The 20,683-nt window shown below is 68.5% G+C and carries 18 protein-coding genes and 1 tRNA gene; 10 read left to right on the forward strand and 9 right to left on the reverse strand.

What is annotated here, in order from left to right:
* Positions 1 to 36 precede the first annotated feature (36 nt).
* Both DM816_RS06810 and DM816_RS06815 read right to left on the reverse strand, forming a co-directional pair.
* Positions 37 to 975: an ABC transporter permease subunit gene (locus DM816_RS06810; protein WP_117209290.1), complete on the reverse strand. Its 939-nt coding sequence runs from the start codon at positions 973 to 975 to the stop codon at positions 37 to 39.
* Positions 972 to 1,919 (reverse strand): ATP-binding cassette domain-containing protein, encoded by a 948-nt coding sequence (locus tag DM816_RS06815; RefSeq protein WP_117209291.1) that lies wholly within the window; start codon positions 1,917 to 1,919, stop codon positions 972 to 974. Before DM816_RS06815 ends, DM816_RS06810 begins: the two co-directional genes overlap by 4 nt.
* A 100-nt stretch (positions 1,920 to 2,019) precedes the next feature.
* On the opposite strand from DM816_RS06815, the gene DM816_RS06820 reads away from it, so the two are divergent.
* From DM816_RS06820 to DM816_RS06860, 9 genes are all read left to right on the forward strand, one after another.
* Positions 2,020 to 2,823 carry an ABC transporter ATP-binding protein gene (locus tag DM816_RS06820; RefSeq protein WP_117209292.1) on the forward strand — a complete coding sequence of 268 codons (804 nt, stop codon included), beginning with the start codon at positions 2,020 to 2,022 and terminating at the stop codon, positions 2,821 to 2,823.
* Between the two features lie 237 nt (positions 2,824 to 3,060).
* Positions 3,061 to 3,134: transfer RNA gene (locus DM816_RS06825), tRNA-Pro, on the forward strand.
* 2 nt (positions 3,135 to 3,136) lie between these two features.
* Positions 3,137 to 5,392: a hypothetical protein gene (locus DM816_RS06830; RefSeq protein WP_117209293.1), complete on the forward strand. Its 2,256-nt coding sequence runs from the start codon at positions 3,137 to 3,139 to the stop codon at positions 5,390 to 5,392.
* Positions 5,393 to 5,428: 36 nt separating this feature from the next.
* Positions 5,429 to 6,202: an enoyl-CoA hydratase-related protein gene (locus DM816_RS06835; protein ID WP_117209294.1), complete on the forward strand. Its 774-nt coding sequence runs from the start codon at positions 5,429 to 5,431 to the stop codon at positions 6,200 to 6,202.
* Between the two features lie 64 nt (positions 6,203 to 6,266).
* Positions 6,267 to 6,713 carry a hypothetical protein gene (locus DM816_RS06840; RefSeq protein WP_117209295.1) on the forward strand — a complete coding sequence of 149 codons (447 nt, stop codon included), beginning with the start codon at positions 6,267 to 6,269 and terminating at the stop codon, positions 6,711 to 6,713.
* 64 nt (positions 6,714 to 6,777) lie between these two features.
* Positions 6,778 to 8,229 carry a M48 family metalloprotease gene (locus DM816_RS06845; protein WP_162907191.1) on the forward strand — a complete coding sequence of 484 codons (1,452 nt, stop codon included), beginning with the start codon at positions 6,778 to 6,780 and terminating at the stop codon, positions 8,227 to 8,229.
* 66 nt (positions 8,230 to 8,295) lie between these two features.
* Positions 8,296 to 9,900, forward strand: a complete 1,605-nt coding sequence (locus DM816_RS06850; RefSeq protein ID WP_117209297.1) for an acetolactate synthase — start codon at positions 8,296 to 8,298, stop codon at positions 9,898 to 9,900.
* A 177-nt stretch (positions 9,901 to 10,077) separates the two neighbouring features.
* Complete coding sequence (locus tag DM816_RS06855; protein ID WP_117209298.1) at positions 10,078 to 11,028, forward strand: ATP-binding cassette domain-containing protein; 951 nt, start codon at positions 10,078 to 10,080, stop codon at positions 11,026 to 11,028.
* Positions 11,025 to 11,816 carry an ABC transporter permease gene (locus DM816_RS06860; RefSeq protein ID WP_117209299.1) on the forward strand — a complete coding sequence of 264 codons (792 nt, stop codon included), beginning with the start codon at positions 11,025 to 11,027 and terminating at the stop codon, positions 11,814 to 11,816. Before DM816_RS06855 ends, DM816_RS06860 begins: the two co-directional genes overlap by 4 nt.
* 265 nt (positions 11,817 to 12,081) lie before the next feature.
* On the opposite strand, the gene DM816_RS06865 is transcribed toward DM816_RS06860, so the two are convergent.
* The 7 genes from DM816_RS06865 to DM816_RS06895 form a co-directional block, all read right to left on the reverse strand.
* The gene (locus DM816_RS06865; protein WP_162907192.1) at positions 12,082 to 12,540 is read right to left on the reverse strand and encodes an excalibur calcium-binding domain-containing protein; all 459 of its coding nucleotides are present in this window, start codon (positions 12,538 to 12,540) and stop codon (positions 12,082 to 12,084) included.
* A 291-nt stretch (positions 12,541 to 12,831) separates the two neighbouring features.
* Entirely contained in the window at positions 12,832 to 15,690 is a 2,859-nt protein-coding gene (locus tag DM816_RS06870) for an ATP-binding protein (RefSeq protein ID WP_117209300.1), read from the reverse strand.
* A gap of 16 nt (positions 15,691 to 15,706) precedes the next feature.
* The gene (locus DM816_RS06875; RefSeq protein ID WP_162907193.1) at positions 15,707 to 16,519 is read right to left on the reverse strand and encodes a DUF6299 family protein; all 813 of its coding nucleotides are present in this window, start codon (positions 16,517 to 16,519) and stop codon (positions 15,707 to 15,709) included.
* A 60-nt stretch (positions 16,520 to 16,579) separates the two neighbouring features.
* The gene (locus DM816_RS06880) at positions 16,580 to 18,655 is read right to left on the reverse strand and encodes a hypothetical protein (protein ID WP_162907194.1); all 2,076 of its coding nucleotides are present in this window, start codon (positions 18,653 to 18,655) and stop codon (positions 16,580 to 16,582) included.
* A 77-nt stretch (positions 18,656 to 18,732) separates the two neighbouring features.
* Complete coding sequence (locus DM816_RS06885) at positions 18,733 to 19,155, reverse strand: PLD nuclease N-terminal domain-containing protein (RefSeq protein ID WP_117209303.1); 423 nt, start codon at positions 19,153 to 19,155, stop codon at positions 18,733 to 18,735.
* Between the two features lie 17 nt (positions 19,156 to 19,172).
* Positions 19,173 to 19,451 carry a DUF202 domain-containing protein gene (locus DM816_RS06890; protein ID WP_117209304.1) on the reverse strand — a complete coding sequence of 93 codons (279 nt, stop codon included), beginning with the start codon at positions 19,449 to 19,451 and terminating at the stop codon, positions 19,173 to 19,175.
* On the reverse strand, positions 19,435 to 19,824 hold the full coding sequence (locus DM816_RS06895) for a YidH family protein (protein WP_117209305.1): 390 nt from the start codon (positions 19,822 to 19,824) through the stop codon (positions 19,435 to 19,437). Before DM816_RS06895 ends, DM816_RS06890 begins: the two co-directional genes overlap by 17 nt.
* 19 nt (positions 19,825 to 19,843) lie before the next feature.
* Between DM816_RS06895 and DM816_RS06900 the strand changes: the two genes are divergently transcribed.
* Positions 19,844 to 20,611 (forward strand): GNAT family N-acetyltransferase, encoded by a 768-nt coding sequence (locus tag DM816_RS06900; RefSeq protein WP_117209306.1) that lies wholly within the window; start codon positions 19,844 to 19,846, stop codon positions 20,609 to 20,611.
* Positions 20,612 to 20,683 lie beyond the last annotated feature (72 nt).

Raw genomic sequence — 20,683 nt, forward strand, 5'->3', positions numbered from 1 at the left:
GATCGCCAGGCGATGCGCGGGCGGCGGCGGTGCCCTTTAGATGAGGTCGCGGCGGCGGAAGGTGGTGAAGGCGGTGGCGGTGGCGGCTATGGCCAGCACCAGGAACAGGACGCCGCTGTCGGTCCAGGTCATGTCGCCGATGCGGTCGCCGGTGCCGGGCCGTGCGAGCCACGTGTACACATGTGCCGACAGGAACAGGTGCTCAGCGTCGTTGCCACGGAAGGCGTTGATGGCATCGGCCACCACCCGCACACCGAGCTCCCACACCACCACGTATCCGATGAGCCCACCGAGGGCCGCGGCCGTGTGCCGGCCGACCGTCGCGATGGCGAAGGCAAGCACGCTCATCAACAGTCCGACCACATTGGCCCGCGCGCACAACCCGACCAGGTCTGCCCAGAAATAGCCGTCGACCCGACCCACGAGGCCTGTGGAGGAGGCGATGGCGTAGAAGGTGCCCACATAAACGGCAGTAAATATGGCGGATATCGCGACGACCAGGCCCACCGCCGCACCGAACTTGGCCCCGAGCACCGCCATGCGGTTGGGCCGCCACAGCAGCAGGTTGGTCATGCCCCCGCTATGCAGCTCCGACCCGATGAACGAGGCCATGACCAGGAACCCGAAGAACCCCAGATAGATCGCGAGCCACATGACCAGATCCCCGATCCGGGTGTGGAACACGAACACGTCATAGAGGAACCGCTCCGTCACGAACTGGGCGGGATCATATTGCGCGCACACCTCCAACCGGTCCGGATTGGCCGCCGCGCAGGCGTCGTATCGCGGCGCATAGTTGTCGCGTGCCTGAGCCGCCGTCCGCTCGGCGTGCTGCCACATCTCGTCGGTCGGCGTGCGCGACTGGCTCATCACCGTGAACACCGTGATGCCGAACACAATGATGAGCACGCTCAGCATGAGCTGGATGAACCGGCGCGAGAAGAACCGGCTGACCTCCGCCCGGATCAGGTTCATCGGGTGACCTCCAGCTCGATCTCGCGCGGCGCGCCGGGCTGCGGCACCTGCGGCGCACTGGTCAGGTCGAGGAACACCCGCTCCAGGTCGGGCGCCACGCGAGTCAGCTCGGTGAGCCAGAGCCCTTGCCGCCCAAGCGTTTCGGTGATCCACGCGGGATCGGTGACGCCCGAAACGACGACCGCACCGTCCTCGACGCGCGCGTCGCCCAGCAGCCTCGCGGCCAGATCGGGATCTGCCACACGCACGCGATAGCACCCCTCGTCGTGCCCGGCCAGGATCGCGCCGACCGGGCCATGCACCACCCGCCGTCCGTGCGAAATGATCGTCACCGTGTCGCACACCTGCTCGATCTCCGACAGCAGATGGCTCGAAATGAGCACCGTCACCCCAGCGGCGGCGAGCCCGCGCAGCAGCGTGCGCATCTCATGCATGCCCGCCGGGTCGAGCCCGTTGGCCGGCTCGTCGAGTATGAGCAGCTCCGGCCGCTTCAGCAGCGCAGACGCCACCGCGAGCCGCTGTTTCATGCCGAGGGAGTAGCTTTTCACCGGGTCTGACCGCCGGTCCGCCAGGCCGACCGTGGTCAATGTCTGCAAGACCCTTTCATCCGGTACGCCGCCGGCCATCGCCAACAGGCGGAGTGTCTTGGCACCACTGAAGTTGCCGAAGAACTGCGGGCTCTCCACGATCGCGCCGACCCGGTGGGCGACCGAGGCATAGTCTCGCGATGACACGCCGAAAATCCGCATCGATCCGCTGTCGGCCCGCACGAGCCCCAGCAGCGCGCGCAGCGTCGTGGTCTTGCCCGACCCGTTGGGCCCCAGAAACCCGTGCACCTGACCGGCCGACACCTCCATGTCGAACCCGTCGAGGGCCACCTTTTCGCCACGCCGCAGGCTGCGGAAAGTCTTGCGCAGACCCGAAATCTCGATGACCGGACTCACGGCGACAGCCTAGCCGCACCCGCCGATATTCGGGGGCTGGCCTGAAGGGCAGGGGGTGGGACAAACATTGTGTCCCGCCAGCTCGCGAGCGAGGCCAAGTATGGTTGGACCCGTGCATCCCGATCTAGTCATCGCCGCCGAGAAGGTCAACGTCGTCCGGTCTCGCAAACACCTCCTGCGTGACGTCTCGTGGCAGGTCGAGCTCGACGAACGCTGGGTGATCCTGGGCCCCAACGGCGCCGGCAAGACCACCCTGCTCAACCTGGCCGCCGGGCGTTCCCATCCGACCAGCGGCACGCTGCACGTGCTTGGCGAGCGGATCGGGCGCACGGACCTGCAGGAGCTGCGCACCCGCATCGGCCTGTCCACGGCGACGCTCGCCGACCGGATCCCGCCCGGTGAACGCGTCCGCGACGTGGTGATGACCGCCTCATGGTCGGTCGTCGGGCGCTTCCGTGAGTCCTATGAGGACGTTGACGCGGCCCGTGCGCTGGAGCTACTCGGCGAGTGGGGCATGGGCGGGCTCGCCGATCGGGAATACGGCACGCTTTCGGAGGGCGAGCGCAAGCGCACCCAGATCGCCCGCGCGCTGATGGTCGACCCGGAGGTGCTCCTGCTCGACGAGCCGGCCGCGGGCCTCGACCTCGGTGGGCGCGAGGATCTGGTGTCCCGCCTGACCGCGCTGGCCCTCGACCCGGACGCGCCGGCCATCGCACTCGTCACGCACCACGTCGAGGAGATCCCGCCCGGATTCACCCACGCCATGCTGCTGCGCGAGGGAGCCGTGGTCGCCTCGGGCCTGCTGGCCGACGTGATCACGTCCGACAACCTGTCCGCGACGTTCGACACCAAGCTGCGCGTGAGTCAGGCCGACGGCCGATATTCAGCCGTGTCGGTGCGCTAGCCGACTCTGGCCGTTGCTTCGCCGGCTTGTGCGCGGCGGCTGACATCCGGCGGCGGCACACTTGCCCGGCGGCTGCGCTGGCGTGCCGATTTGCGGTTCCTCCCAGCCGCAGCGAACTGCGGGCCGAGATGGTGTGCCAGCCGTTTGCCCCCGGCTGCCTGGAGCTCCGGGGGCGATCAACGGAAAAGGAGGTGGCGGGGGCTGCGGGGAGGTCATAGAGTCTGCCGGGAAATTCCACAGCGTGTAGCTCAAAAAGTTGGAGCGCCGGGCTCGGGACCCGGAGGGTGCGGGTGCGAGGCCTGCCACGCTGGCGATGAGCACTGAGAGCACCCATGAGACTGGCCAGGCCTATGCCGCCGGGCAGCTTGCGGCCGCCCTGATCACGGCGGCCACGCACACGGATGAACTGACCCGGCAGCGTGCCGGGCAAAGGGTGCGCCGCTGGCAAGCCGTGCTGGACGGAATGGCCGACGGCATGCTCAATGTCGGCTCGCGCACCGCGGTCGCCGGACTCCCGGTGTGGGTCACGCCCGAGGTGGTGCACGGTGGGTTCGCGACAGGTGAGGCCGCGGCCGGTGGCCCGCTGCGCGAGCACGAGCTGGCGGTCATCGCGCGGGCCGGGCTGCAGCAGCACAGCCGTGGTGCGCTGTTCGCCTACTACCTGTCCGAGCCGGGCGTGGCCGAGCTGGCCGCGCTGCTGGATTCCGGGGGCTACCGGATTGACGTGCCCGAGGAGGCGGCGCTGCTGACGGTCGCGTGGCTGCTGCGCACCGGAGACCACCGCGCTGCCGCGGATCTCGTCGACACGCTGCTCCCGTTTGCCGACCGGCTGCGCTTTTGGCCGGTGCCGGCCGACGCACCGCCCGGCGACCCGGAAATCGTGTGGCGGGAGACCGCACAGCAGGCGGCCACGGCCCTGGCCAACAGGCGCCCGAACGCCGTGATCGAGGCCATGCGTGAGGCGCTGACCGTGTGGAATCCGTTCGCCGACAAGCTGTTGGCCCTGTGGTGCGAGACCACTGACGCCGACGGAAGGGTGGGCGCGCAGATTCCGCACGGCTGGCCGGACCGAGCCGGCGCACTGCTTGCCACCTATCGGCGGCTCGCCGCAGAGCACACGCGGTGTTCCAAGCATCGCAAGCCAAAGGAAAACCTAGGCATATTGTGTACCGCGCTGGAGCGACGCGTCGCCGACGGCGCGCTGACCCCAAGGGTCGCGGGCCTGCTGCAGCACGCCGTCGACTCCATGCTCCGCCGACGCGGAACCGTCGGATCCCCGCAACACCAAGCTTTGCGCGCCCAGCAGGCCGCCGATGCCGCGCGCCCCACACACCACGCGTTCGCGGGGCTCGTCGCCGGGCGTTTGTCATCGTTGCCGCCGCAGACGGGCATCGCCGACGTCGCGGGAGTGCTGTGCGCGGTGCAGCCGGGCGAGGCCGTGCACACCGGTCTGCCGCAGGATGCCGTGATCCCGCAGCCGATCCAGCGGGTGGTGCGCCGAGCGCGGGCGGGCACGCCGGAGGAGCTCATCGGCGATGGCGTGATCTGCTCGGCCGAGGTGCTGGCCATGCTCACCCCGCAGGTCACCGCCGCGTCAGTGGTGTTCGGCTATCGAGACGCGGCCCTGCAAAGGCTTGCGGCAGCGCACTATCGGGCGTTTCGCAACCGGCGCTCGCTGCTCCTGCTCAACCTCGAACACCAGGTGCGCATCCACGAGCTCCCATGGGCCGGGGCGATGGACAGGCATCGCACGGTGACCGCTGCTGCGCAGCAGCAGGCCGCGCGGGCCCTGCGGCGCCTGGGCGGGATCGTGCTCAACGGGTTTCCCGCGACGGTACTGCCAAATCCAATGATCACGGAGCTGGCGGCGCTGAGCAGGCAGGCGGGTGTCGACGTTCCATGGGTGGAGGAGCTGGCGGCGGACATCTTCATGGGCACGTTCTCGGCCAAGTTCCTGGAGGCTGCGAAGATCGCCGCCGAGTTGCTGCGCGGCACGTTCTACGAACGGTATTACGGCATCGACTACGCGGCGGTCGCGGCGATCAACGACGACGGCCGCAAGCGGCGGCGCATCGTGCGCACGTCGTCAACGTTCGATCTAATGTGCCAAGACCGGGCGGGAGGCTGGGGCAGCGGGCGGTATTCGGTGGCCGCCAACGGGATGGTCATCGAGCAGGCGCAGATCCTCACGACGCACAACCTGGCGACCCTGGCCGGGCGCTTGGGCGCCGGCCCGGCCGAAAGCTGGGAGGAGCTTGCGCGTCGGTGCCTGGATTGGACGCTACGGCTGGCGACACGCATCGAAAACAACGCGCGGCCGCTGCGTTCCGTGAAAGATTTGGCTTATGCCTGGCGGCACATGGTGTTTTATCTGTCGCTGGTTGCCCCGGCCGCCCAGCGGCGCTTCATTGGGGAGGCGCAGCGGGCCGGGGTCGGCCGTCTGCTTCCGGCACTGCGCGGTCTGGAGCACGTCGCCGGCGGTGGATCATTTGACGACTCGGGCTCGGCCGGCGATGCCCGGCGCCTGGTCGGGTGGACCGTCGGCCGACATTGGATCTTGGCTGGCTAGTGCTTGCGGGCCAGGTTGTGCCTCTAGAGTCGGGGCATGGACTTTGTGAACGTGGAGACCCCCGTCGCAGGGATCGGCGTCATCCGGCTGGAGCGCCCGCCCATGAACGCGTTGAACGCGCAGGTGCAGGAGGAGTTGCGGGCGGCCGCGGCGACCTGCGCCGGGTCGGATGAGATCAGAGCGGTCATCGTCTATGGCGGCCCCAAGGTGTTCGCGGCCGGTGCGGACATCAAGGAGATGGCCACGATGTCCTATGTGGACATGGCCGCGCGGGCCGGTGCGCTTTCGAGCGCGTTCGACGCGATCGCACGCATCCCCAAACCCGTCGTCGCGGCGATCACCGGATATGCGCTGGGCGGTGGGTGTGAGCTCGCGCTGGCGTGCGACTGGCGGGTGGTAGCCGAGGACGCCAAGCTTGGCCAGCCCGAGATCAAGCTGGGCATCATCCCGGGAGCCGGTGGGACGCAACGGTTGTCGCGGCTGATCGGTCCGGCACGGGCGAAGGATCTGGTCTTCTCGGGCCGGATGGTCGACGCGAGCGAGGCACTGGCGATCGGGCTGGCCGATCGGGTAGTCGCCGCCGACAAGGTGTTCGACGAGGCGCTGGCCATGGTCGCGCCCTATGTGGACGGTCCGGCGCAGGCGCTGCGGGCGGCCAAGGCGGCGATCGACGGCGGGCTCGACCGCGATCTGGCGGGCGGCCTGGCGTGGGAGTCGCAGCTGTTCGCGGCGCTGTTCGCCACGGACGACAAGGTCGAAGGCATGAACGCCTTTGTGGAGAAGCGAAAGCCGGGCTTCACCGGTCGGTGATCCTTTGTGAACGTCGGCGATTCGACAGTCGGGACTGTCGTACTTCGGGTGCACAATATGGCGCGTGGAAGATGAAAGAGCGTTCATCGCGGCATTGACCGAGCTCGCTCTTGAGCGCGCCGCGCCCGACGAGCTGGTGGTTTTCGAGGAGACCGCGGAGGAATACTTCGCCGATCCGCAGGCGGCACTGACAGCCGCCAATCAAGACTCGGCGGTCGGGTTCGGGCTGGAGCTCGCGATGATCACGCCGGTGGCCCTCGCAGTCGGCGCGGCCGTGATGCAGGCGCTGGTGACCGCGCTGTCCGATCGCGCGGTCACGGGCGTGTCCGGTGTGCTGCGGCGGGTGTTGCGCAAGCGCACGCCCGATCCGGCCGACATCGTGCTCAGCCCGGATCAGGCGCGCTACGTCCGGCAGGTGGCGCTCGACCGGGCCCGCTCGCTGGGCATGCCGGAGCAGCAGGCGACGTTGCTCGCCGACTCGTTTGTCGGCGCGATAGCCACCGCGTCGTGAGCCAGCCTTCCGGGCCGGGTTCGGCTTCGGCGGTGCGGCGGTCATCGGGCTGCTCGGATTGCTGGTGCTGCTGGTGCTGCTGGTGATTCCGGCCCATGTGCGGCGCCGGGCCAAGCTGCGTGCCGCGGGTGAGCGGCTGGCCGGAGCCATGCAGCGCATCGGCGAGCTCAGCCGGGAGGCGGGGCTGTCCCGGCCACCGAGGCTGCTGCTCCGTCCGGCCGGGCAGCGTGACGCGTTCGTGTTCGGCCTGCCCTGGCGCTATTACCTGGTGCTCCCGACGGCCATGGTGGTGCGGTGGCGCAATCGTGGGCTGTTCGATCCCGTTGTGCGCCATGAGCTCGCCCACCTGCGCAGGCACGATGTCCAGCTGGCGACGGCGGTGTGGATCGCGGCGGTGCCCGTGCTTCTCGCGCCGATCGTCGGGGCGGCGGCCACGTGGGACTTGTCGCTCATCCCCATGTACCTGTGGCGCGTGGCCCTCGTGATGGGCGGGCTGTGGCTGGTGCGCCGGCAGGTGCTGCGCTCCCGCGAATACGGCGCCGACCTGCGCGCGGCCCGGCAGTCCGGCTATTGGCGCCCGCTGAGCACGGTGCTGCAGCATGCGACCAACCAGCGGGGCGGCCGGTGGCGGCAATTCCTGTCGCACCATCCCACGGTCGCGCAGCGGCTCGGGGTGCTCGCCGATCCGGGGCGCGTCCGGGGCGCGTCCTTCGCCGACGGGCTGGCGTCGGCGTTCCTGGCCGCGATCTTCCTGCCGCTGCTGCACAACACGCTTCAGGTGCTGACCACCGGCACACCGCTGTTCAGCTGGACGTCGCAGATCGCGGCCATCGTCGTGGGCCCGTTCATCGGGCTGGCGATCGTGCTGGGCCCGTTGCTCGGTCCGCTGTTCCATCTGATTCTCGTGCCGCTGGCCGTGGCGTGCGCAGCGCTGGTCTGGCGGCGGCGGGTGCTGCCCGTGCCGCGGTGGCTGATCGACGACGAGCGGACGGCTTGGCCGGCCGCCGCGCGGGAGCCCGGGTTGGGCTTCGCCTTGCTGACCGGGGTCGCGTCCGGTGCGCTGGCGGCAATCGGCGTGACCGTCTACCGGCTCGTGGCCGGCAAGCCGGTCAGCGATGAGGACAGCATCGGGCGCTACCTGCTGTGGCTGCTGACCGCGGTGGCCGTGGCGCTGGTGGTGTCGTTTGTCACGCTCGTGCTGGTGCCCCGCTCGGGCGCCGCCGTCGGTCTGGTCACGGGGGTGTCGGCGGCCGCGGCCGGCGGGCTGTTCATCAATGTGCTGAACACTTTCGCCTTCGGCAACATCCTTGACCTCCGATTCTGGTTGTCGACCATGGAGGCGATGGTTGCCCTTTGGCTTTTTGGGTACCTCTTGCTTCTCCCGCTGACGCTGGCGACCTGGCCACTGCCGTGGCGTGACGTCCCCGGCCGGTTATTGACGACGCTCAGCGTGATCGGGGCAGGTCTCGCGACGTTGTGTGTGGTGGGTCCGGCCCTCACCCTCCGAGAAGTGTGAAACTACTTCACATTTGTGGGAGTGATCGGCTAGGCTCCAAGGCGCTCAAGAGAAAGAAGGAGTGGGATGATCTCTGGCCACGGTGGACAGCTGGCGCTCGCGGCGATCGAGGCAGCCGGGGTGAAGGAGATGTTCACGCTGTCGGGCGGGCACGTCTTCCCGCTCTACGACGCGGCGCATCAAAACGGCTTCCCGCTCTATGACGTGCGGCATGAGCAGACCGCGGTCTTCGCGGCCGAGGCGGTGGCCAAACTCCAGCGGCGGCCGGGCGTCGCGGTGCTCACGGCCGGACCCGGGGTCACCAACGGCATTTCGGGCATCACGAGCGCGTTCTTCAACGCCGCGCCGGTGCTCGTGCTCGGTGGGCGGGCGCCGCAGTTCCGGTGGGGCGCCGGTTCGCTGCAGGAGATCGACCACCTGCCGCTGGTGCGCGCGATCACCAAACACGCGGCCACAGCCTCCTCGACGGACGCGATCCCGGCCGTCGTGGGCGAGGCGCTGTCGGCGTCGCTGACCGGGCATCGCGGGCCGTCGTTTGTGGACTTTCCGCTGGAGGTCATGTTCGGCTTCGGCGAGGCGGCGGTGGAGCCGCCCAAAATCGGCTCCTGGCTACCCGATCCGGACGAGGTGAAGCAGGCCGCCGAGCTGGTGGCCAAGGCGGCGCGCCCGGTGATCATCGCGGGCTCGGATGTTTATGCAGCCAACGCGGGCGAGGCGCTGCGCGCGGTGGCCGAGGCGTTCGAGGTGCCGGTGTTCGCCAACGGGATGGGGCGGGGCCTGGTGAGCGGACCGCTCGCGTTCGCCAAGACGCGCGGGCTGGCGCTCAAACAGGCCGACGTGGTGTGCGTGATCGGCACGGCGCTGGACTTCCGGCTCGGGTTCGGCGACTTCGGCACCGCAACCGTGGTGCACATCGTGGACGAGCCGTCGCAGCGGGCCTCGCACGTGGCGCCCGCGGTTTCACCGGCCGGCGATCTGCGCCTGGTGCTGGAGGGGATGACGCGATACTCGGGCGAGCGAGTGTCGCATGTGGACTGGATCACCACGCTGCGCGAGGGCGAACAGGCGACCGCGGCCAAGCACGCCGAGGAAATGAGCGCCGATTCCGGCCCGATCAAGCCGGCCCGGGTGTATGGGGAGCTCAACAAGGTACTGGATAAAAATGCGGTGACCATTGGAGACGGGGGAGATTTCGTCTCTTATGCGGGGCGCTACCTTGAGCCGTCGCAACCGGGCACGTGGCTCGATCCGGGGCCCTATGGCTGCCTTGGGACCGGCATGGGCTATGCGATGGGTGCTCGCGTGACCTACCCGGATCGGCAGATCTGCGTGTTGATGGGCGACGGTGCGGCCGGGTTCTCGCTCATGGATGTCGAATCGCTCGCCCGGCAGCAGCTGCCCGTGGTGATTGTGGTGGGCAACAACGGCATCTGGGGGCTGGAGAAGCACCCGATGCGCAACATGTACGGCTACGACGTGGCGGCCGACCTGCAACCGGAGCTGCGCTACGACGAGGTCGTGCGGGCGCTCGGCGGCGCCGGCGAGACCGTGTCGAAGGCGTCGGAGCTCAGGCCGGCGTTCGAGCGTGCCTTCGCGGCGGGCGTGCCGTACCTGGTGAACGTGCTGACCGATCCCGCCGACGCCTACCCGCGGTCGGCCAACCTGGCGTAAACTCCCGCAGCAGCCCGGGTCGAACGCTTCGCGATCAACCCGGCTGCGCCAACAACGCCGGGTCAACTGGGCGTGCCGTGCACGCCGGGGTTTCACCGCTTCGCGACGAAACCCTGGCGTCAGGTGCTGTCAGCCGGATGTCCCGGTTTTGTCAGGGGGTACCGGCATAGTGGCGGCATGACAAACGCCATCCTTGCAGAAGGTCTGGTCAAACGGTTCGGCCAGACCACCGCGCTCAACGGCGTCGATCTAGCGGTGCGCCAGGGCACGGTGCTTGGCCTGCTCGGCCCCAACGGGGCGGGCAAGACCACCGCCGTCCGGATTCTCGCCACGCTGCTTCGTCCCGATGCGGGCCGGGCCACGGTTGGCGGGCTTGACGTGGTGCGCGACGCGCACCGTGTGCGGGGGTTGATCGGCCTCACCGGGCAATACGCCTCGGTCGACGAATCGTTGACGGGTTCGGAAAATCTTCGCCTGATCGGTCGGCTGCACGGCTTCGACCGTGGTGCCGCCAAGGCCCGCGCCGCCGAGTTGCTGCGCGACTTCCGCCTCGAAGACGCGGCGGATCGGGCGGCCAAGACATATTCGGGCGGCATGCGCCGCCGGCTCGACCTGGCGGCCTCGCTGGTTGCGCGGCCGCAGCTGCTGTTTCTCGACGAGCCGACGACCGGTCTCGACCCGCGGGCGCGGGCCGACGTGTGGGACATCGCGCGTGAGCTGGTCGCCTCCGGCGTGAGCGTGCTTTTGACCACGCAATACCTGGACGAGGCCGATCAGCTGGCCGACGAGATCGTGGTGATCGACCACGGCCGGGTCATCGCCGGCGGCACGCCCGACGAGCTCAAGCGCCAGACCGGGGCGCAGACCCTGGCGGTGCGGCCCGCGCTGGAGTCCGATGTGGACAAGGTGCGTGCGGTCGTTGCGGAGTTGGCGGCCTCGCCCGAGCTCGCGGGCGGCGTGGTGACGGCGCAGGTGACCGACCCGACGGTGCTGCCGGTGGTGGTGCGCCGGCTCGACGACGCGGGTGTGGCAATCGCCGAGCTGGCGCTGCGCACGTCCACTTTGGACGAGGTGTTCCTCGCGCTGACGGGGCATCGGGCCGAGCAAGAAGAGGAGATCAGGGCATGACCACGCTTTCCGCCGCCGCACCGCGCGTGCGGCCGCTCGCCGGGGTCGGGCAGAGCCTGTCGCTCGCGTGGCGAGGGCTGGTCCAGATCCGGCACAACCCGATGGAGCTCGGCGACCTGTCGTTCCAGCCCATCATGTTCGTGCTGCTGTTCACCTACCTGTTCGGCGGGGCGATCTCCGGCGACCCGCAGGCATACCTGCCGTTCATGCTGCCCGGCATCATCGTCCAATCCGGACTGATGGCCACGATGAACACGGGCATGGGCCTGAGCATCGATCTGCACAAGGGATTCTTCGACCGGCTGCAGTCGCTGCCCATCGCGCGGTGGGCCCCGCTGGCCGGGCGGGTCATCTCCGACACGGTCAAGCAGGGCTGGTCCATGTTCATCCTGCTCGCCACCGGATACGCGATCGGGTTCCGGGCGACCCAGGGCGTGCTGGGCATCCTCGGGGCATTCGGGCTGATGCTCGCGTTCGCCTTGCTGGTGTCGTGGTTCGCCGTGTTCATCGGCACCATCGCCAAGGAGCCCGAGCAGGTGATGATGTATGGTTTCACGGCCATCTTCCCGCTCAGTTTCTTGAGCAACGCCTATGTGCCGACCCACACGCTGCCGTGGTGGCTGCAGGCCTTCGTCAAAATCAACCCGGTCACGCAGCTGAGCGACGCCATGCGCGGGCTGCTCACGGGCGGCCCGGTGCTCGACCACGCGCTCTATGGGCTGCTCGGTGGGCTTGTGTTCGCGGTCATCTTCGCACCGCTGGCCCTGGTCCGGCTCAAGCGCCGCTGAGGGGGAGCGCCGCCCGGCCCAGTGCGCGCACCGCGTTTCCGGGCCGGGCGGCTGTCAGCGCCGGGCGGAGCAACCGTCGAGACCTGTGGGTTGGAGCCGCGCCGACCCGGCGGCGCTGATCGATACCTGCCAACAGTTTGATGGCACAAATGGGCAGACGGTGTTCTGCCCCTACAGGATCTGCGCGAACGTGAGGCTCATGCTTTGCTTCTGAGGTTACTGATCGCACTCGGCGGCGCCGTGTTGAGTCTGTCCAATATGGATGCTACTCCTCTTGTTCGCAGCCCACGCCGTCGCGGTCGCGGTCGAGGTGTAGGCCGTAACCCGGCTCGACAGCGTGGACGGGCGCGGCCCCGGCCGAGCGGGCCTCGTCGCAGTTGTCGAAGAGGTTGCGAATATCCGCACCGCACGGCGGGACATCCACCGGCGTAATCAAGACGGAGTGCGCCCACCCGCCCCGGCTCAGGTACAGCCACATCGAACCGTACTTATCCGTGCCGTAGGTGGGCTCCCCTTGAGCCCAGCAAACCACGTCGACCGCCGTGCCTTCGGCAATGACGTCCCGGATGGTGGACGTGCTGTTGGGTTCCGCGCGCAGATTGGCTTCGGTCTTGACGGTCGCGGGCTGATCCTGTGCCGCGAAGGCCATTGCCGGAATCGAAGCAGCCGACACGGCGGCCGTGAGCAAGGCAGCCGACGCGAGGCGCCGCATGCTGTGGGACATAGTCGCCACCCCCCAAAACGCGACTAATCACACCCAGCCTACCTAGGCAACCGGGCCGGATCCAGCCTCGCCCGGCACTGGGACCGTGCGGGATACTGTCGCGGCGTTTGGTTGATTGACTACAGGATCCCGGATGTCGCACCGATTTTCGCGCGTGCGGCGACGTTATCCCGGATGTTGCGCCGTGGTGCGGCGTGCTTGACAACGTTATCCCGGATGTTGCGCCAAGGCCGTGGGCGTGCTTCTCGCCGGGATGCCAGCACTGCTGCGCGCGGGTCGCGGCCGCAACGCCTACTCCAGCCCGGCCAGCGCCTGCACACCGTCCAATGTGGTACGAAGCCCGCGCGCATAAGCCACCTCGAACCTTTGTGCCCCAAGCGCGCGCCGCGCCGCCGCTTCCAGACGCGCCCGGTCGGGCAGGGACTGGTCGACCGCCCCGTTCATCGCCGTCGCCGCGCCGAGCAGGGTCGCCGCCAGTTCCGCCCGGTTTTCGCGCAGCGACAGATCGGCGCACCCCACCAGCACCGCCCCGATCACCGGAAAGTCGGCGGACCCCAGCGCGTGCCGCAGCGCCTCCGTGTGCAGCACCCGCGCCGAGTCGAGATCCACCGCGACCATCGCCCGGTTGCTGGCGAGCATGGCCCAGAACTGGGGCGCCACCGACATCCCCGACATGAGCTGCGAGGCCCGATCGAACCGCCGCCGCGCTTCCGCGTCTTCGCCCCGCGCCCGCGCGAGCGCGCCCCAAGCGAACTCCATCAGGGTCTGCCCCACGGGCAGCCCAAGCTCGTCGGCATCGGCCTGCGCATCCCGCAGCGCCTCGACACTGGGCTCGACGTCGCCCTGCATCCACAGCGCCATGGCCAACCGCCAGCGCAGCTGCAGCAGGTCCTCGGTCGTGCCAAGCTCGCTCAACAGCTCGATCGCCGCGCGCGCCGAAGCCGCCGCAGGGGTGAAGTCTCCCCGCTGCGCCTCGAACTCCGACAGCGCCTCCAACGCGAGCGACATGCCCCAACTGTCGCCGACCGACCGGTACCCCTCCAACGCCTTTTGAAAATCGACATGCGCCTCTTCCCGGCCCCGCCCCAGGTTGAGCAGGGCATGACCGTGAAACGATCGCGCCGTCGCGGCGACCCACGGGTCGGAATCGTCGAACAGCTCCACATAGGACGGCAGCACGGACAGCATCTCCTGCGCCTCCCACGCGACCAGACTCCTCATCGGCACGACAAGCTTGAGCAGTGGATGCGACATCTGCGCCGTCACCAACTCGGATGCCTGCGAAAACCACTTCCCCGCCTGGGCGAAGTCCCCGTGCCCGTCCATCAGGTTCAGCGCGCCGACCACGAGGGCACGGGCATGCACCTCCGCATCGGTGAACCCGGGCAGCGCCAGCGCCTCCTTGGCCAGGTTGCTGCCCTCACCCCGGTAACCCGAAAGCCACCAGTACCAGCCGAGCGCAGCGACGAACCGCAGCGCCAGGTCGGAGTCTGACGCGGCGACCGCCCGCCGCAACGCGGCGTGCAGGTTGTCCTGGTCGGCCCGCAGCCGGCGCAGCCATGCGGCTTGCGCGTGGCCGCGCAAATGCGGTTCCGCCTCCTCCGCGAGCGCAAGGAAACATCGCGCGTGATCACCCACGAATGGGCTGGAGTCGACATACTCCCGGATTGTCTCCAGCATGTGATAACGCTGCCCGTCGAAGCGCACCAACGACTTTTCCACCAGCGCGCTGACGACCGCGAAGTCCCCGCACACCGCCTCGGCCGCCTCAAGCGTGGCCCCGCCCTGGAACGTCGCGAACCGTTGCCACGCTTCCCGTTCCGCCGCCGAGCACAGCTCCCAGCTCCAGTCCACGACGGCACGCAATGTCTGATGCCGTGGCAGGGCCGTGCGGCTCCCACCCGTGAGCAGGCGGAACCGCTCATCCAACCGGTCGACCAACTGCGCCAATGACATGGTACGCAACCGAGCCGCCGCAAGCTCGATGGCCAGCGGCATCCCATCCAGCGCCTCGCACAATCGCCGCGCCAGCGCCTGGTCCAGCTCATGCAGGGCGCGATCCTCCAGCAGCCGCACCGCGTCCTTGGTGGACAGTGGCGAAACCGGGAACACCACCTCGCCCGTGATGCCCAACGGCTCCCGGCTCGTGGTCATCACGCGGATACCCGGACACCCGCCGAGCACCGACGCGACGAACCGCGCGGCCGCGTCCAGCATGTGCTCGCAGTTGTCCAGGATCAGCAGCCCCTCCCGGTGCGCCAGAGCCTCCACCGTGGACGGCACTTGCTTGCGCATGCCCAGCGCGTCCAGCACAGCGGGCTCCCATTGCGAACCGTCCGTGAGCGGGGCCAGCTCGATGAGCCACACCTGCTCGAAGTGCCGCGCGGCTTCGACGGCCAGGCGGGTCTTGCCCGAGCCGCCCGGCCCGGTGAGCGTGATCAGGCGCGCCTTCATGTGCAGCAGCCGGTCGACCTCGGACTCCCGCCCCACAAACGAGGTCAGCGCTGCCGGGAGCCGGGCCGTGTACGACTCGCCGCGCAGGATGCGCAGGTGCAGATCGGACAGCTCGGCCGACGGGTCGGCGCCCAGCTGCTCGGCGAGGGTCGAGCGCAGCCGCTCGTATGCCGCCAAAGCCTCGGCCGCCCGCCCCTCCCGCCACAGCGCCCGCATCAGCAGCAGGACCGGACGTTCGCGCAGCGGGTATTCCGCGGCCAGCGCTTCCAGCTCGGACACGGATCCGGCCGCGGCCTCCCGCGCCGCGACCGCCCGCTCGGTCACCCGCGCGATCTCGGCCTGCGCGAACGGCTCATCCGCGACATCGGCGAGCACCGGCCCGCGCCACGCCCGCGGGGTATCGACATCAAAGATGTCGATGTTTTCCCGCGGCACGGGCAAGAGATAGCCCGATGCGTGTGCTTCGATGGCCACGCCCGCTTTCCGCAGCCGCGACACCAGCCGCTGCAGCGCGTTGGCGGCGTTGCCGGGCGGCTCGTCCCGCCAGACCGCCTCGATGAGCCGGTCCTGCCCGACCACCCGCCCGGGTTCGAGGGCGAGCCGGATCAGCAGCCGGCGCAGGCGGGCGCCACCGAGGTCGATGGGTGCGCCCTCATCGGTTACCGCCTCCACCGGCCCCAGCAGCGAGATCCTCACAACCTCAAACTATGCCTCAGCCATTCCGCTTCAGCTGAATCGTGGTCTCCACGAACCCCTCGGTGCAAAAGATCGGACCGCACGCCACCCCGAAGGTGAACGAGGCCGCCTTGCCCCCGGCGAACTTCGTGCCCAGTGCCGGCATGATGGTGGCGGACCAGGTGCGCGTCGTCCCGTCACAGGTGATTTCGAAGGCGTCGCCCCCGTAGACCACACCGCGCCCCACCTTCTGCATCAGTTCGGCCTGGATGAACGAGAACTCGACCTCGCCCACGCAGCTGATCGTGCCGCCGACCGTGGCCGAGCCGTCGGCCGGATTGAACGCACCGGTCGGGTTGACGGTCAGCGTGACAACCGGCGGTGGCGCGGCGGCCTCGGCCGTGAAGCTGAGTTTGCCGCCGGAGCCCGACGTGGAGCCATCGTCGATCACGAGGATGTAGTAGGTCGTGCCCGCGACGGCCTCGAACGCGATGGCGTCGGGCCCGCAGTCGACGATCTCGAAGCTGCCCGGCGCACCGGTCATGACCAGGAACCCGCCCTCGTAGTCCGCCGCGCTCATGTCGAGCACGATCGCGGTGTCGGCCGGCGGCGTGTACGAGTACCAGACGCTGGCCTCGGTCGCGGGCGCCTGGCAAGGCACATTGGCCTCCGCGTCATCGGCGTCGGTCGTGGCCTCGCTCGTGTCGAGCGTGGTGCTGAACGGAAGCGATGGGATCGCGATCGCCCCGGCGAACGTGTCGTTGGCCGGAGGCGCCGCCATCGCGGGTGTTGCCACCAGCACAGTGACGAGGGTGAGTCCTGCCGTGGCGATCCATGAGAGTCGTCGCACGGATTCTCCCTTCCTTTGTAGAGGCCCGCCCCGTGCGGGCCCCTATCAAGGGAGACGATTTCAGGCAGCGATGGGACGCAATGTGTCGGATATCGGCACCTGTGCAACATCTCGCACGGCCCGGCGTTGCACGATGATCGCCCCGATCGCCCACACGATCCAGACCGCCTCGGCGAGCATGCGCAGCAGCGCGGGCGACACCGCGATGTACGGCAGCATCAGCAGGCCGTGATCGATCGCGCCCAGGAGCGCGAACGCCGCCACGACGTAGGTCGCGATGCCGAACTTGCGCGTCCCGGCGGCGCGTAGCGCCCGGCCCAGCAGCACGAAGCCCACGCCGTAGAGTGCCAGCCCCACCGGATGCCAGACGCTTCCCATGTGGACGGTACCGAGCACGCCCACACCGAGCCCTGCGACTGTCACAATCAGGCCCAGCAGTGCGCCCTTGGACGAGCGCAACCGTCGCAAGTAGACACCGAGCGCGAGCAGGGCCAGCACGATCGCCCCGATCGTCGCATCGCGCACCTCCACCCGGGCCAGACCCGACGCGCCGTACCAGTCGCAGCCCGTCGGGATGAACCGGTCGCCCCGGCTGTACGCGGCGCATTCGAGCATCTTCAGGGTGTGCGCCGGCTCGCCGAAGTAGCGGTGCGTGCCAAGCCCACCGCAGCCCGGCACCGTGCGAATGTTGGTGTCGGACATGGATGTCCAGCAGTTGTCGAACCCCTGCCCGTCCCACCAGAAGTTCAACCCATTGGGTTTCGAGGCGCCGTTTTCGTCGACACCCATTTTGTTGTTCTGGTACCGGTTGTGGTGCGACGTGTCGAACTGCCGGCCCAGCTCGTTATCGTTGCGCACGAACGCCGGCACGTAACTGGTGACGAAGCCGGAGTAGTTGTTGCCGTAAATCCAGTTGTCGCGCCAGACGTTGTAGTTGCCGCCCGGATTCACGATGCCGCCACCGATCGGCAGGCCCACGGCAGGGCACACCACACCCTGCTCGTAACCGCGATCCTTGAACGGCTTCGCACACGTACCGTCAACAATGTATTTATAATAATCGGTGTTATTGTTCGCGATGACATTGCGCTCGAACTTGGCGTGATTCTGCGGCATTCCCGGGTGGTCCGGGAACGCGCTGTCGGTCGCCACACCGGTCGTGTTGTCGGTGAACCTGCTGTCGTGCACCCACACCGAATCGCCCGCCGTGCCGGAATATCCGAGCAGATTGTGGTGCCCCCAGCAATTGCGGATTTCGACCGCGTAGCGCTCGACGTCGTGGCCCTTGTCCTTATTGATGTTCGACGCCGCGCCCGGATAGAACGCGGAATCGCCATTCCCATAGCCTTCACAGTCGGTGTAAAGCCCGTGGTCCACCGCGAAAGTCAAGAACCCGTATTCGTCATTCCACCGGCCGAGCGTGTTGTCGACGACAAACCCATCGGTCTCAATGATATAGAAGGCGTTGAATTCGCTCCGCTGCGCGGTCATGTTCTTGAAATACACGCCGTCGGCGTTGTCCGCCCGGATCGTGTTGAGCTTCTTGTATTCGGCGTCGATGATGACGTCCTCGCGGTGCGCGCCGGTGCCCTCGATCTGCAGGTTCTTCTTGCCCAGGATCGCGACCAGGTTGGTCAGGTGCGGGCAGGCCAGCTGCTGATCCCAGGTCAGGATCGGAAACGCCTCATACACCTTGCCCTTCGGCGCGGTGTCCCAGGTGTTCTGGCAGGCCGGGCTCGGCGGCGCCAGCGAAGGCTCCTCGTAGTAGTGTCCGGGCAAGATCTTTATGTTGGTACCGGGAAGCTTGGCCGCGTCGACGGCCGCCTGCAGGTGCCGGTAGCCATTGGCCTGGCACTCGGTCCACAGCCGCTCGTTTTCGGCCTTGAGTGCGGCCGGATAGGTCGCGATCTCCGCACGGAACCCGGCCTCGTCGGTCTTGCACACCAGCAGCGTCGGCCCGGTCGTGCGGTATGTCGGAACGCTGCCCTTCCCGTCCAGCTCGCGCGTCGGGCGCTCGTCATGGGCCCGCGCCGCGCTCGCCGTCCCGAACACGAAGAGCGCGACGATCGCGGCCGCGCCCACCACCCACAGCCATGCCTGAGCCCAGTGCCTCGCGGGCGCACCGCTAATCCTCATGAGGCCGGAGCCTAGAATAAGTTTCGCGTTTGGGCTAGAGAGCCGTTGCCCTGTTTTGCCCAGTTTGCCAACCGGCGTCAGTCCTCGGGCTTGTCCTTCTCGCGCAGCTCGTCCTCGCGGCGGCGCAGGTCTTCCTCCCACTTGCGCAGCAGCTCCCGCTCCTCCTCGGCCCGCCGCGCCGCCTCCTGCTCGGCCCGGCCGGTGTCGATCCGCTTGAGGAACTCGGGGTCGTCGTCGGGTGCCACCGTCCTACGTGGACGATCGCTCTCCGGGAAGCCGCCGCCCGGCCGCCACGCCTGCCGGCGCGGCGTCGAGTAGCGCTCCTTGCCGGCGATGAACCAGGCGAGCGAGCCCACGAGCGGGAACAGCAGGATGATGATCACCCACGCGAAGCGCGGCAATCCCTTGATGTCACCCTCCTCGGTCGACAGGCAGCTGATCAGCGCGGCCACGCACAGGGCGATCTGGAGCAGAAACAGGATCGGAAGCAATCGTCCCATGGCAGTGAAGGGTATTCCTACCGCACGACAAGTACGACCCCGAGCACCCCGAAAGCGACACAAGCGGCCGCCGTGAGCACAATCTCCCGCCCGACCGGCCCGGTGAGCGCGTTCACCCGGCGCTGCACGACCACCAGCAGACCCACCCAGCACAGGGCCGCCACACCGATCACGCCGACGCCCCGGCCCTCGTGCAGGGCCAAGCGCACCAACAGAATCGCGACCACGGTGGCCACCAGGGAGGTACGCCGCCAGCTCAGCCGGGTGCGCTCGTGCGCGCTATCGGGCGGCGGCATCGACGATCACATACCCGATGGCCATCAGTCCACTGATCGTGACCACCAGGGCCAGCACACCGGGGAAGCGGGACGCGGGCAGCGGCTGATTGTGGCGCATGGCCACCTCGCACCTGATCCAGTGGTCGACTGCCCGCAGGGCCAGGAACGCGCCAATCGCGATTGGCATGATCGCGAGTGCCTCCTTCAGCCCGGCGACCGGGAGCGGCGACAGGAACTGTGCGACCGCCAGGCCGCCCGCGATCAGCGCCAGCCCGGTGCGGATCCAGGCCAGGAACGTGCGCTCGTTGGCGAGGGAGAACCGATAATCGGGAGTCGCGCCCGACTCCCGGATCTCGTGAGGATCAAACCAGTTGCGGAAGGTGCCCAGCACGCACCTAGTATGGCTCCCGATGAGTCTGCTTGATCTTTATGATGCCCAGCTACGTACCTACGACGCGCTCGACGGCGAGTGGGACGGCCCCGTGTTCCGCAAGGTCGGCGGGCCTGGCGGGGGCTTTGTCGGGTACCGCGATGTATCGGGGGTTGAAGATCTTGACGCCCTGATTGTGCGCGAGCGCGACTTCTTCGCCGCCCGCGGGGAGCGGGTCGAGTGGAAATACCACAGCCACGACCTGCCCGCCGATCTCCCGGATCGCTTGCGCGCCAACGGGTTCGTGCCGGAGGCCGAGGAGACCGTGCTGATCGGCGAGGCGGCGCTGATGACGACGATCCCGGCGGGGAGCGTGCCGGTGCGCGAGACGAGCGACCCGGCCGATTTCGCGCGCATCGGCTCGATGAAGGCCGAGGTCTACGGCCGCGACATGTCGTGGGTGCCGCAGATGCTGGAGCAAGAGCATCAGACAGGGCTGCGCGTGTTCGTCGCCGAGCTTGAGGGGCGCATCGCGAGCGCTGCGTGGCTGCGGTTTGTGCAGGGCACCGAGTTCGCCGGGTTGTGGGGCGGCGCGACGCTCAAGGAGTATCGCGGTCGCGGCATCTACAAGGCGCTCGTCGCCCACCGCGCTCGGCTTGCCGTGGCGCACGGCTACAAATACCTCTACGTCGACGCGTCCGACGACAGCAGCCCGATCCTGCAACGCCTCGGTTTCCAAGCCGTCACGAAGACAACGCCCTACGTCTTTACTCCTGCGCAAGCAAGTCGCGGGGTGGACCGCCTTTAAGAACCTGCTCAGAGTTGTTGTCCGTAACTCCGGCGGATAGCTCTGGGCTGACCTGGCCCCGGTCGCCGACGT

The organism is Allorhizocola rhizosphaerae (assembly GCF_003426775.1).
GTDB classification, from domain to species: domain Bacteria; phylum Actinomycetota; class Actinomycetes; order Mycobacteriales; family Micromonosporaceae; genus Allorhizocola; species Allorhizocola rhizosphaerae.